Below are 13,368 nucleotides of genomic sequence, written 5' to 3' on the forward strand. Positions count from 1 at the left end.
CCGGTAGACCGCCTCTACCGGGGGTCGTTCGCGAAGAAGGCAGTGGCTTTTTTTAGGATGCTGATGACCTCGTCCTGCTGCTTGACCTTCCGGCGCAGCTCCCGCAGCTCAGCACGCTCATCCGCGCTCAGATCCGACCCACCGGCCGCCTCGCCCTCGGCCGCAAACGCCCTCACCCAGGTCCGCAGAGTCTCCCCGCTGATCCCCAGCTCCCGCGCCACCTCGGCCCGCGTACGCCCCGAAGAGGTCACCAGCCTCACCGCATCCCGCTTGAACTCCTCCGAGTACACCGGGTTCTGCTGCTTACCCACCACTCGACACCACTTCCTGGTGGACCACGCGATCCACCCAGTCTAGATGACTGATCGGGTTTCATTGCGTGGGGGTGGCGAACCCGTCGATCTGCTGTGAACGATCACGAAGGGTGTCCAGGCTGGATAGCGAATAACCAATCTCACCTGGGAGTTCGCTATGCACATCGACCTGGACACCCTTCTGACTGCACTCTACGTGGCGCTGACCGACTGCATCATGCCTTCGCTGGAATCCGCCCCCGACCGCCCCGGTCGACCGCCGGAGGTTACCGACGCCGAGGTCGTGTGTATCGCCGTAGCCCAAGCCCATCTGCGCTTCAACGACGAGCGCCACTGGATCCGCTCGGCCCCGAAGCTGATCGGGCACCTGTTTCCCAGGCTCTTGTCTCAATCGCAGTACAACGTGAGACTGCGCGCCGTGGGCCCGCTGATGCAGCACACGGTGTTCTACCTCGCGACCGCGTGCCCCTCCAGTCAGGACGTGGTCCGTCTGATCGACGGGACCAAGGTGATCTGCGGAACCTCGCGCACGACGGTGCGCTGCTCGAACCTGTTCGGATACGCCGGCTACGGCTACGACAAGTCCCACAGTGTGTACTTCTGGGGCTGCAAACTCCTCCTCGAGGTCACCGCTGACGGCCTGGTCACCGGGTTCGTCCTGGTCAACCCGAAACTCATCGACGAGCGCCGGGCCGTGCTCCTGATGCAGGAACAGCCATACACGACGATGCCCCACGCCACCACGGCCGTGGGCGACAAGGGGTTTCGCAGCAAACCCTTCGAAGCGGAACTCCTCGATCAAGGCGTCGTCCTGGTGCGCCCGGCGATGCGCAACGAGACAGATCCGGGGGTGTTTCCCAAGTGGTTTCGCAACCGGGTCGAATCCGTCATCGACACCCTCAAGGGTCAACTCGGCATCGAGCATCCAGGAGCACATGAACCGTCCGGACTGTTCGCCCGCGTAGTCCAGCGCATCCTGGCCCTGAACGCCGCCGTCTGGCACAACTGGAGCACCGGCGCGCACGTCAAGCGCTCCCTGATCGCCTACGACCACTAACCAACGACCCGACCAGCCAAAACGCTCGCGCCACCCCCGCGCAATGAAACCCGATCAGTCATCTAGGTGCCCGGCCCCAAGGGGGAAGTCCAGCCCGACCGAGGAGAGAACCCACCCCCTGAAGGTCCGCTGCGAGCTGCGCTCGGGCCAAGTCACGTCCCGTGGCCCGGCCGCGCTCGATGCGGAAGGATTCTGCATCGCTGTTCTGGGCCGCTGTCTTCTTCTCTACTCCTTCAACGTCGGGGAGCGCGCCCGAGTGCCCGTAAATCTCCCTTATTTTTCCTTTTCCGGTGAAAGGCCGGATTCACTGTTTTTGTCGGTAGTGGCATCTAGCATGGAAGAGGACGAGGGTCGGAGCTTGTGGGAGGGAGGTGGACGAGGTGGCTGGGCAGATGGCGTCAGGGGTGAGGCCGAAGGCTGTGCAGGATTTCCCCTCGGGCTGCGACCGGGCCGGGCGATTCCGTGCAGTGCGTGAGCTCCGGGTGGATCAGATCAGGGCGATGCAGAAATCGCCCGCATCGGGCACGGCCGGCCTGCAGGATTCTGCAGCGGGGTCTGGGATCGGAGTGGATCGCACGAAGGCCGTGCAGGATTTCACATCGGGCCCGACCCGGGCATCGACGCCTTCGCGCGGAGCGAAGACCGGGGTGATCAGATCAAGGTGATGCAGAATCCTTCCGCACCGAGCGCGGCCGGGCCACCGGCCGGGCCCCGGCCCGAGCGCAGCTCGCACCACTCCCCAGGGGGTGGGCTCTCTCCTCGGTCGGGCAGGCGAAGCCCGATCAGGGTTCTGCCGGGAGGTCAAGCGGCGCCCTGCACAATCGACCATCAGCGGAAGCCGTCCGCCGCTTGAGCTCCCGGCAGGTTCCTGATTGCCTCCGGGGACCGACCGAGGAGAGAGCACGCCCCCGCAACCCCACCACCCCGAACCCCAGCCCGGCCCGTCAACGCCAGCAACAACGCAGACCCGGCAATCTCTCCGAGGAAGGGCCCGCCGGAGGCAGCTTTTGATCTTGAAACCGCAGCCCACCCCGCCAACGCAACGGGTGGGCGGGTGGACAGACAAACAGGGCGGAGCGAAGCGGCCGCCCACACCACGACGAAGGCCACCCCGACCCGACAAGCCACCACACCCCACCAACACTCAGCCGATCATCAAGTCGCGTTAGCCGGGGGCCGTGCTCTACGCACAGATCGACGACAGCGGAGCCCCTGTCTCGAGGATGCCGGGAACCGCACCCTCGAGGCAGGAACTCCGCCGCGTTGCTACCGCGTCGCTAGTTCACGGTGATCGTGAAGGTCGGCGGAGCCCCTGTCTCGAGGATGCCGGGAACCGCACCCTCGAGGCAGGAGCTCCGCCGCGTTGCTACCGCGCCGCTAGTTCACGGTGATCGTGAAGGTCGGGGACGACGGGTTGTAGATGTCGATGTAGTTGTCGCTCTCGGTCAGGCCGGTGAAGGTCACCGATCCGACCGCCGGGCCCTGCCCGGACTCCGGCAACGGGTTGCCGTAGATGCCGTAGCCGGACTTGGCGTTGTAGGCGTCACCGCTCTGGTGCGCGCCGGTGATCGTGGTGTTGGTGAAGGTGGTGTCGGTGAACGAGTTCACCGGCTGGCCGCCGACGTAGTCCGTCTGGAACATGATTCCGGAGTACGTCGGGCTGGAGATGTTCGCGTTGCTGATCCGGATGCCCTGGAACGGCTGGGTCGCGCTGAACATCCAGACGGCGCCGAACACCTGCCCGCCCCAGAAGTGGCCGCCGTCGCGCACCAGCGAGAAGTTCTGGATCGTGGTGGGCGAGGTGCCGAAGCCTTGGAACGGATACCCGAAGTTCAGCGAGCTGACCGTCAGGCCGGAGTAGCAGAGCGTGTCGGCGACGTAGAAGTTCTTCACCGTGTTGTTGTCGCCACCGTAGATCGCGACACCGGCCGCGCGCCACGGGAAGAGCGAGGTGACGTTCGAGATCGTGTTGTTCTCGAGGTTGCCGGAGGCCTGGTCCTCGGCGGCGAACAGCACGAAGCTGTCGTCACCAGTGGCGCGGGCCTCGTCGTTGGTGATCAGGTTGCCGGTGCTCGCGTTCGTGAGGTTGATGCCGTCCGCGTAGGTGTCGCGGATGCGCATGTTCTCGAACGTGGAGTTCGACACCTTCGAGGCGCCCCAGACCGCGACGACCTCGTGCTCGACCCAGACGTTGTTGATGGTGATGTTGGAGACGTTGCTCAGGTTCCACACCTTGCCCGGGCCGTCGATCCGCTGGTCGTAGTTGCCGAACCAGGCGAACCCGCTGAAGGACGAGCCGTTGACCCCGGACTGCAGGTCGAAGCCGACGTCGGTGTCCTCCTGGCCGGCCGGCGCGTTGAACTGGGTGTACCAGACCCCTGCGCCGACGACCTGGACCGGCTTGCCGTAGACCTCGAACTTGCCGGTCACCGAGTACTGGCCGGCCGGCAGGTAGACGCCGACGAGCGTGCCGGTGGTGTCCATCCGGACCTTGTCGAACGCGGCCTGCACGGACGCCTGGTCGAAACCGGTGGGCGTGACGTAGGTGGCCGGGTTCGGGTTGGCGGTCTGGGTGGCCAGCTCGAGCTGCATGAAGTCGATCGTGTAGGTGCTGGTGTTCGCAGCGTCCTTCTGCAGCTTGATCGTGCTGCCGGAGGCGTACGTCGCGGGGAGCACGAAGCTCGCCTCGTCGTAGATGTGCCGCGGGCTGCCGGCGCTCGGGTCGTTGCCCGGGCCGGTCTCGGCGCCGTAGAGCCACGCGTAGTGCGAGGTCAGGCTCAGCGGCTGGACGAGGGTGCCGTTGACGTAGAGGTCGAGCGTCGAGGTGATGCCGCCGCCGCCCGTGGCGTCCGGGATGGAGAAGCGGACCACGAACGTGTTGGTCGCCTCGCGCGAGGTCCACTGGACGTAGCTGCCGGTGGAGCCGAGGGTGACGGCCTGGCGGCCGGACGCCTCGCCGGCGAGGTCGCCGATGGTGCGGTTCGGGCTGAGCACGACCGCGCCGCCGCCGACGGTGCCGGCTTCGGCCTCGTAGTTGTCGTACGGCATGTTGGCGCCGAGTCCGACGAACAGCGTCGTGCTGCTGGTGTTGTTCGCCTGCTTGACGGACTGCTCGGCGCTGTCGGCGGCTATCACGGTCTTGACGGTGAAGTTGCCGCTGGTCGAGGTCCACGAGCCCATGCTGACGTTCACCGTGGCGCCGGCGGCGATGGTGCCGGTGGTGGAGCCGGTGAGGGTCGCGACGGTCGCCCCGGTGGAGCTGACGACGGTCAGGGTGATGTTGTGGGCCCCGGAACTGGTGGCGATGTTGCCCTGGTTCTTGAGCGCCACCGTGAACGCCACGCTGTTGCCCGGCGACGGGTTGCTCGGCGTCCAGGACGTGGCCCCGACCAGGTCAGCGCTCTGGATCGGCGCGACGACGAGCGAGGTGGGGTTGGTGTAGGAGTTGTTGGAGTCGTTCAGCTCGACGATCGTGTTCGCCTCGTCGACCTTGGCCGTGAGCGAGTACGTGGCCGCGCTCTCGGTGCCGATGTTGGCGGAGACGGTCGTGGTCGCGCCGGCGGCGAGCGCCGGGACGGTCGCGCTGCCGACCTTCGTCGAGCCCAGGTAGAAGTTCACGCTGGATGCGGGCGAGGCCGCGGTGCCGATGTTGGCCACGGTGGCCGAGGTGGTGATCGAGTCGGTCTCGATCGGGCTGTTCGGCGTCCAGGACGAGCCGGTGACGGTCAGGTCCGGGTTCGGCGCCGGGGTGCCGAAGACCTGGAACTCGGCGACCTGGCCGCCGGGGGCGCCGCTGTTGCTGGTGATCGACAGCTCGATGTTCTGGTAGCTGCCGCTGACCGGGATCGTCACCGAGTTGCCGGTGTTCGGGTCGAAGGAGTACGACTGCGCCGCCGCGAGCGTGACGAACGCGCCGCCGGACTGGTCCTGGCCGAGCACCGCGATCGTCTGCGTGCGCGCTCCCCAGGCGGAGGACGGGTTCAGTTTGACCACGACCGAGCTGAGCTGGGCGTTGCCGAGCAGGCTGGTGGTGACGGTGCTCGGGTAGGACGAGCCCTCGAAGTAGGTGGTCAGGTCGTTGTCGGTGGCGTTGGCCGGCGCGTAGATGTACGTGTACGCCGATCCGGTGGTCGGGCGGCCGACGGCGAGGTTGGTGCCGGTGGTGCCGCCTCCGGAGCCGGTGCGGGTGACGGTGTTGCTCGGCTGCGACTGGTTGCCGGCCGCGTCCTTGGCCACCACGTAGTACATGACCGTGGCCGTGTCCGCCTGGGACTCGGAGTAGGTCAGGGTGGTGCCGCTGACCGTGGCGTCGACGGCGCCGTTGCGGTAGACGACGTAGGAGGTGACCCCGACGTTGTCGGTGGAAGCGGACCAGGTCAGCTTCACGGTGCCGGATACGGGCGTGGTCACCGCGAGGTTCGACGGCGCGGTCGGCGCGGTCTGGTCGCCGGTCTGGCCGGTGCGGGTGACGCTGTTGGAGTTGCCGGACTGGTTGCCCGCGGCATCGTGCGCGCGCACGAAGTAGGTCGCGGTCAGGGTGTCCGGCTCGCTGTCGGTGTAGGTCGTCGCGGTGCCCGGGACGCTGGTGATCAGCGAGCCGTTGAGGTAGACGTCGTACCCGGTGACGCCGACGTTGTCGGTGGAGGCGCTCCAGCTCAGCGCGATCGAGCCGGACTGCGGCTGGGTGTAGGCGAGGTTGGTCGGGGCGGTCGGCGCCTGGGTGTCACCGCTGGTCGGGCCGTAGACCTCGAGCTCGCTGACCTGGCCGCCGTTCTGGACCGAGTTGGCGGTGAAGTTCAGCCGCACGTAGCGGGTGGTTGTGGCGCTCAGGTTGATCGTCACCGTGTTGGCGGAGCCGTCGAAGGTGTAGGTCGCCGACGTCACCAGCGTGGTGAAGTTGGAGTTGTCGGTGCTGCCCAGGACCGAGAAGGTCTGGGTGCGCGTGCCCCAACCGGTCGGGAGCTTGACCACGACCTTGTTGATGCTGACGGTGGAGCCCAGGTCGACCTGGACCCACTGCGGGAACGCGCCGTCGTTCGACTCCCAGTACGTGCTCTGGTTCCCGTCGGTGACGTTGCCCGACGCGTAGGTCTGGGTGTGGCTGCTCTCCGAGGTGCTCCGGTTGAGCGCCAGGTTGGCCGAGGTGGTGGTGGGCCCGTAGACCTGGAACTCAGAGAGCTGACCGGCGGGCCAGCCGGTGTTCGCGGTGAAGTTCAGCCGCAGGTAGCGCGTGGCGGTCTGGCCGAAGTTGATGGTGACCGTGTTCGCGCTGCCGTCGAAGGCGTACCCGGTGGAGGCGACGATGGTGCTGAAGTTGGTGTTGTCGGTGCTGCCCTGCACGGACAGGGTCTCGGTCCTGCTCCCCCAGCCGTTCGGCAGCTGCAGGACCACCTGGTTGACCTGGGTGCTGGCGCCCAGGTCCACTTCGAGCCACTGCGGGAAGGCGTTGTTCGTGCTCTCCCAGTAGCTCGCCTGGTTCCCGTCGTTGGCGTTGCTCGGCGCGTAGGTCTGGTTGTAGCCGCTCGAACTCATGGTCTTGCCGAGCGCGAGGTTCGAACTCGCGGCCGACGCGGGCGCACTGGAGGTGATGATCGGCACGGCCGATATCAGCAGGCACGACAACGCTGCGGCCAGGAGCCGCGGCGCGCGCTTCCATTTCATGGGTCATCCCTGTTCTGCGTAGAGAAGTGTTCTGCTTAGACGGTGGCGTGGGCGGGAACCGGGGCAGATCCGACGTCGCCCGGGCGGCACCGGTCACGTTCGGGACGTGCGTGACGTGCGTGACGCGGGCCTGCCGGCGCGGGTGGCGAGCGTCCGCGCGCTGTCGAGATCGACACCACGTGTCTCTCCGGGGCTAGAGAGGGCGGAGGCACGGACACCAAGGGGCGCGTCCCTGCGGGAACTTGCGGTACCGGGTGCGAAACACAACTACATCGCGGCAAAATTTTGCGCGACCTTGGCCGAAGGTTACATACGTGCTTCGGTCTCGTCAATGGCCGTTAGCCGACCATCTTCCCCGGCGTCGCACGGTGCACGGATCTTCCGAGGACTCGGGGCCTTACACCCGATTTACGCTGCCTAGAGGCGATTCGATCCCCTCGGACTATCGGAGTTATTGCGGACACCACTTGATTAGTTGCCACTCATCATCGGGCTCTTGCAGACGCGCCTCGCCCGCCTGGCCGTGCCAGGTTGCCGCCGAGAGCGCAGCGCGTTCAGATCGGGACATGGACACCGACCGGCCTAGCCCCGAGGACGCTCCGAACGCGATCCTGCGCGGCGGCCCGTTCGAGGGCGAGCGGGTGAGGGTGACCGCACCGGTCCCGGTGGTGCGGATCAGGGGTCTGGTGCGGCACGTCTACGAGCCCACCGACCAGCCCGACGACGAGTTCCCGGCCCTCGTCGTCTACCTCCACCGGCACACGCTGGTCTACTGACCGCCCCGTAACGCCTTTCCGTCGTTTCCATCGCCTTCGTCGGCCCCGGTGCCGCCTTGCGTCGCGCCCGCCGGCGCCGAAACCCACGACGCTGGACCGCGCGCGCCGCATACGTGATGCGAAGGGGGCGGCGATGCGTGCCCTAAACCGGTTTTTTTCCTTCGCGTCGTCCATGAATGTGTGCATTTATCATTCACGCCGAAAAGAGACGAATCATAACCCTTATGCGCGATTGAGCTGCGGGGATGCACGAGGTGTACTGATATCAGCGGATCCGGAACAAGGTCGGACCCGGAAATTCAAAGCCGACACCGTTTTCAGGAGCAAAGCAAATGTCCACCACCTATCGCCTGCACGTCACCAACTCCTCCAACGCCTTCGAGAACTTCGCCGTCTACCAGAACGACCCCGACCTCGGCGTCTACAACGTCGTCAGCCTCGCCTGGTTCGCCAAGGGCGCGCACCCCAGCCAGCACCTGCTGTTCGAGTGGACCATCGACTACTCGGTCATGTGGTCCGAGGCGGGCCTGACCGGGAACTCCGGCAGCCCGGTCATGTTCACCGTCGGCCAGGAGGTGGGCGTCGACCCCTCTGACACCGGAAACAACGGCGTCGAGCTCACGTACGAGGACGGTGTCCCGCTGCTGCAGCTCGCCCCGCTGGCCGCGGGCACCCCGCAGCGCGGCAACATCTACGTCGACGAACTGGCCACGCTGCCCGACCAGAACTGCGGCTCGATCGGCCTGGCCATCGGCGGCTCCCCCGCCTACGCCGCCCCGGCGGCCCGCAACCGGCTCGAGGTCTTCACCCCGCACCCCAACTACTGGATCACCGCGGGCAACTTCGAGGCCGGCGTGGCCCTCGACGCCGAGGAGATCTCCGACCGCTCGCAGAACCTCTCCTACGCCCCTGGCGTCACCGAGCTCTGGGTCACCTTCGACCGCGGCCGCGAGTGGAGCGTGAGCGAGACCGCGGTCTGACAAACCCAGAGCCCTCCTCACCGAGGGCCGCAACAGCGAAGGGTTCCAGCACCATGCACGAGACGCACCAGGGTCGCGAGTTGCCCGAAGACGTTGCCGCACCGCACGTCATCATCCCGGGCAGCGACCTCCTCCAGGTCGAGCAGCCGACCGACGACTACCAGCGCTGCGTGGGCTATCTCATCACGGAGATGAAGGAGACCATCAGCCTGGGCACCGGCACGCTGATCAGCGTGGGCGACAACTACGGCATCCTCACCGCCGCGCACAACGTCTACGACAAGACGACGCAGAGGGCGGGGCTCAATGCCGTCTTCCTGCCCACCGTCACGCTGGGCAGGCTCAGCGAGGCCGCGATCGCCTTGCCGGGAAGCGCGATCTACATCCCGCCGACCTATCGGAACAACGTGGCCGGCCCGAAGGACTACGCGATCATCGCCCTCCGGCCCGATCAGGTTCCCGACTTCGGCGTCTATCCGACCATGGCGACGATCGCGGTGGACGACATCGCCGATGTCCAGATCACCGGATACCCGTCCCAGCCGCCGGACCCCGGCGATCCGACTCCTGCCATGTACTACGGGCGCGGGCCCCGTATCGCGAGCCCCGACACGGCGTTCCTGAGGTACAGGGCGAGCACGGCCAAGGGCATGAGCGGCAGCGGCGTGTGCCGGATCAGCAAGAACACCGGCCTGCCGGAACTCGCCACCGTCACCGGCGTCCACGTCGACGGCTTCGGCAGGGGCGATCCGACGACCTGGTTCAACTGGGCGGTCTACCTGACCGACGCCGTCATCCGGGAGCTCACGGCGCAGATCACGCCCGGCACGACCTGATCACGACCTGATCGACCCCGCGAGCGCGCGGCGGCTCCCCGACACCTCGGGCGGGCCGCCGCGCAGACGCGTCCCGTCTGCCGGTGCCCGATCGGCGCGCGATCTGATGATCCGTTCGATAACCCCCGTTCAGGTGATATCAGCCCACTCGGGTCGCACTGCGCCGTGACTCCCGCGAATCCGCGCGGACATGACGCATCATCGGACCATGGGTCGTACCGTCACTTCGCGCTGTCCGCGCAGCGACGCCCGGAGCGGGTGTTGACCTCCCGCCCCTCCCGTACGGACCCGATCGCCAGCACCGCCCGGCCCGACCGCGTCTTGCGGGGCCTGGTGGCCGCGTTCCTCGTGATCTCGGCCGCGGCGTTCGGCTGCTACGAGCTCCTGCCGGCCGGCCAGATGGCGTCCTGGGCGGTGCTCGGGATCGCCGCGCTCGCCGCCGTGGTCGTCGGAGTGATGCGGCATAAGCCGGACCCGGCGCTGCCGTGGGTGCTGTTGGGCGTCTCCCTGGCGATCGAGATCATCGCCGACCTGGTCTACCAGTCGCTCGGCGGCTCGATCGGCGGCGACGGACCCTTCCCCAGCGCAGCGGACGCGATCTATGTCGCCGTCTACCCGGTGATGATCTACGCGCTGCTGGGGTTCGTCCGGCGCGATCCGCCGGAGTACAGCCGCGGGACCCTGCTGGACGTGCTGATCGTGGCGGTCGGGTTCGGAGCGCTCAGCTGGGGAGTGTTCAGCGTTCCGGTCACACCGCTGCCGCAGCTGTCGGTGCTGGCCATGACGATCCTGTTCGCGTACCTGCTCGGGGACCCGCTGGTGTTCGCGCTCACGCTCCAACTGCCGCTGTCCGGGCGGCTGCGCTCCTGGCCGGTCTGGCTGCTGCTGCTCGGCGCGCTCGGATCGCTCTACTCCGACACCTACTTCGCGCTGACGGAGCTGCACCCGGACTGGCCGTCGGCGCCCGGTGAGATCATCGGCTATGCAGCCTTCTACATCACGTGGGGTCTGGCCGCGCTGCTGCCAGCGATGGCGAAGGTCGTGCAGCCGCCGGCGGGACGGCCCTGGGCGCTGGTCGCCCCGCGCACCTGGATCGCGCTGCTGTGCTGCGCGGCGCTGATCAGCCCGGTGCTGCTGCTCGTCAACGCCTACCGCTCCACGCCACGCGACACGCAGGTGCTGGTGGGCTGCTGCATCACGATCTTCCTGCTCGTCTTCGCCCGGCTCGTCCAGGCGATGCGGGCGTGGCAGCGCACGTCGTTGCGGCGCGAGGCCCAGGCCTATCTGCACACCCTGATCGCGGATGCGCAGGACTCCATCATCGTGGCCTCCCCGCGCGGCGAAGTGCGCTTCTCCAGCCACTCCGCGCAGCGTCTGTTCGGCGCGCGGCTCGGCCGCGGCCCGGTGTCCGGGCTCTTCACCGGCGGCGACCGGGACCGGGTCGCGCACTGCTTCGACGAGCTCGACGACGATCCGCACGCCGCGCCGCGCTGGCCGACCGCCGTACACGTGCGGTCCGCGGACGAGCGGATCGTGCGCGCCGAGGCCCGGTGGAGCGACTTGCGCGAGGATCCGGCCGTGCGCGGCATCGCGTTGACGCTGCGCGACGTGACCGAGGAGCGGCGGCTCGAGGACGAGCTGCGCAAGCAGGCGCTGACCGATCCGCTGACCGGGTTGATGAACCGTCAGGCGCTGCAGCTGCTGATGCTCCGGGACCAGAACGCGGCCGCTGAGGACCCGGGCGCCGGGGGCCTGCTGATGATCGACCTCGATGACTTCAAGGAGGTCAACGACACCCTCGGCCATCCGATCGGCGACGAGGTGCTGGTGGCGTTCGCCGGTCGGATCCTGGAGCACGTGCGCGCGGAGGACGCCGTGGCCAGGCTCGGCGGCGACGAGTTCGCCGTGCTCATGGCGCACCGCTCGGACCCGTCGATGCTCGAGGCGGTCGCGCAGCGGCTCGGCGAGGCGTTCGACGAACCGCTGGAGACCAGCGCCGGACCGCTGCGGGTGGCGGCGAGCCTAGGACTCGTCGCCTTCGGGCCGGCGGCGTACCCCGAGACGCCGGACGAGGCGCAGGCGCAGGAAGCCGACCGGGACACGGACCCCGACGCGTTGATGCGCGCGGCCGACCTGGCGATGTACGCGGCGAAGGCCGAGGGCAAGCACCGCTGGCGCCGCTATCACGCCGGCCTGCTCGACCAGGCCGTACGCCGGTCCGAGCTGCGCGCGGCCCTCGACGAGACGCTCGCGCAGGGCGCGCTCGCCGTCTGGTACCAGCCGATCGTCCACCTCGACACGCGGCAGGTCTTCGGCTTCGAGGCCCTGGTCCGCTGGCCGCATCCCACCCTCGGCCTGCTCGGGCCCGATGTGTTCATCCCGCTGGCGGAGGAGACCGGGCAGATCCTGGAGCTGGGACGGCAGGTGCTGCGGATCGCCGCGAAACAGGCGGTGGCCTGGAGTGCCCTGAGACCCGTCCCGGGCTGCTCCATCAACGTCAACGTGTCGGTGCGTCAACTGCGCGAAGAGGGATTCGTCGAGGCGGTGCGCGACGTCGTCGCGGAGGTCGGGATCGAGCCGAGGCACCTGGTGCTCGAGGTCACCGAGACGGCGCTGCTCGATCACGACGACGTCGAGGTGCGCGAGCGCCTGCAGCATCTGCGCGACCTCGGCGTCGCCATCGCGCTGGACGACTTCGGCACTGGCTACGCCTCGCTGATCTCGCTGCACGACATGCCGATCGACATCATCAAGGTGGACAAGTCGTTCACCAGCAGACTCACCACCTCCGACCGCATGCGCCGACTCGTCCGGGGCCTGCTCGCGATCGGCGAGGCGATGGGCATCCATACGATGGCGGAGGGCGTCGAGTCCTGGGAACAGCACGAACAGCTGCTCGCCCTCGGCACCCGAGCGGGGCAGGGCTTTCTGTACGGACGGCCGCTGACCCCCGCGGACGCCTCGACGGTGTGGGTGGCGCACCGCCCGCTTCCGGTGGAGGACCCGCGGACGTCGCCGGATGCGTGAACGCCGCGGCCGCGCGGCGCGATCCCCCGCCTGCTTCGGTCAGCGGGCGCGGACGTCCTTGAGCAGTCCGAGGTTCCATTCGCCCACGAAGAAGGTCTTCTCCGGATACTGATCGCGCACGGCGGCCACCGCGGCTTCCATCGGCGAGAGCACGCTCCGGCTGGAGACCGCCTGGAGGAAGGGCCGATCGGGCTCGGCCCAATCCTCGGGGCGCCCGGCCTTCTCCCGTCCGCGGGCGACGACCCTGCGCGCCGACCAGCGCACCGCGCGATCGAGGTAGTCGACCGGATGTTGATTGTGGCTGCGGTGCCATGCGGCATCATCGAGGGCGACGACCAGGACGAGCTCCGCGCGCTCGGCGAAATGCCGATCCCAGAACCACGGTCCGCCGCCGGCGAGCCAGCGCGGCTCCGCGGCGAGCTGCCGGGCGACCTCTTCGAGCTCCGCCGCATCACGCGGCACACCTTCGCGGTCGTACAGGTAGGGGCGACTGACGATCGGTTCCAGGCCCAGCGTGGTCCTCATGTGTCCATAGGTGGAGGTCTCGTATCCGGGCACGTAGACCTCGGTTACCCCGCCGTCGAGCAGCTTCGCCCAGAGCTCGTCCTTCCCCTGCTGGGGGACGGCGTCCTGGGGCACGGCGTCCTGGGGGACGGCGTCCTGGGGAACGGCGTCCTGGGGAACGGCGTCCTGGGGCCCCTCCGGATTCTCCACCAC

Annotated in this window: 8 protein-coding genes; 5 read left to right on the plus strand and 3 right to left on the minus strand. The window is 68.0% G+C overall.

What is annotated here, in order from left to right; translation table 11 throughout:
- Positions 1-14: 14 nt before the first annotated feature.
- The gene (locus ACTRO_RS13695) at positions 15-311 is read right to left on the minus strand and encodes a transposase (RefSeq protein WP_034274744.1); all 297 of its coding nucleotides are present in this window, start codon (positions 309-311) and stop codon (positions 15-17) included.
- A 160-nt stretch (positions 312-471) separates the two neighbouring features.
- Here ACTRO_RS13695 and ACTRO_RS13700 point away from each other — a divergent pair, with 160 nt between their 5' ends.
- Positions 472-1,371 carry an IS982 family transposase gene (locus tag ACTRO_RS13700; RefSeq protein WP_034263273.1) on the plus strand — a complete coding sequence of 300 codons (900 nt, stop codon included), beginning with the start codon at positions 472-474 and terminating at the stop codon, positions 1,369-1,371.
- Between the two features lie 1,377 nt (positions 1,372-2,748).
- On the opposite strand, the gene ACTRO_RS13705 is transcribed toward ACTRO_RS13700, so the two are convergent.
- On the minus strand, positions 2,749-7,032 hold the full coding sequence (locus ACTRO_RS13705; protein ID WP_051450797.1) for a discoidin domain-containing protein: 4,284 nt from the start codon (positions 7,030-7,032) through the stop codon (positions 2,749-2,751).
- Positions 7,033-7,598: 566 nt separating this feature from the next.
- On the opposite strand from ACTRO_RS13705, the gene ACTRO_RS13710 reads away from it, so the two are divergent.
- From ACTRO_RS13710 to ACTRO_RS43290, 4 genes are all read left to right on the plus strand, one after another.
- The gene (locus tag ACTRO_RS13710; RefSeq protein ID WP_034263496.1) at positions 7,599-7,808 is read left to right on the plus strand and encodes a hypothetical protein; all 210 of its coding nucleotides are present in this window, start codon (positions 7,599-7,601) and stop codon (positions 7,806-7,808) included.
- A 332-nt stretch (positions 7,809-8,140) separates the two neighbouring features.
- The gene (locus ACTRO_RS13715) at positions 8,141-8,788 is read left to right on the plus strand and encodes a hypothetical protein (RefSeq protein ID WP_034263498.1); all 648 of its coding nucleotides are present in this window, start codon (positions 8,141-8,143) and stop codon (positions 8,786-8,788) included.
- Between the two features lie 53 nt (positions 8,789-8,841).
- Entirely contained in the window at positions 8,842-9,624 is a 783-nt protein-coding gene (locus ACTRO_RS13720) for a trypsin-like serine peptidase (protein WP_034263499.1), read from the plus strand.
- Positions 9,625-9,885: 261 nt separating this feature from the next.
- Complete coding sequence (locus ACTRO_RS43290; protein WP_051450798.1) at positions 9,886-12,651, plus strand: putative bifunctional diguanylate cyclase/phosphodiesterase; 2,766 nt, start codon at positions 9,886-9,888, stop codon at positions 12,649-12,651.
- Positions 12,652-12,690: 39 nt separating this feature from the next.
- On the opposite strand, the gene ACTRO_RS13730 is transcribed toward ACTRO_RS43290, so the two are convergent.
- Positions 12,691-13,365, minus strand: a complete 675-nt coding sequence (locus ACTRO_RS13730) for a hypothetical protein (RefSeq protein ID WP_157436168.1) — start codon at positions 13,363-13,365, stop codon at positions 12,691-12,693.
- Between the last annotated feature and the right edge of the window lie 3 nt (positions 13,366-13,368).

Origin of the sequence: Actinospica robiniae DSM 44927 (assembly GCF_000504285.1) — a bacterium.
In the GTDB taxonomy this organism is placed as follows: domain Bacteria; phylum Actinomycetota; class Actinomycetes; order Streptomycetales; family Catenulisporaceae; genus Actinospica; species Actinospica robiniae.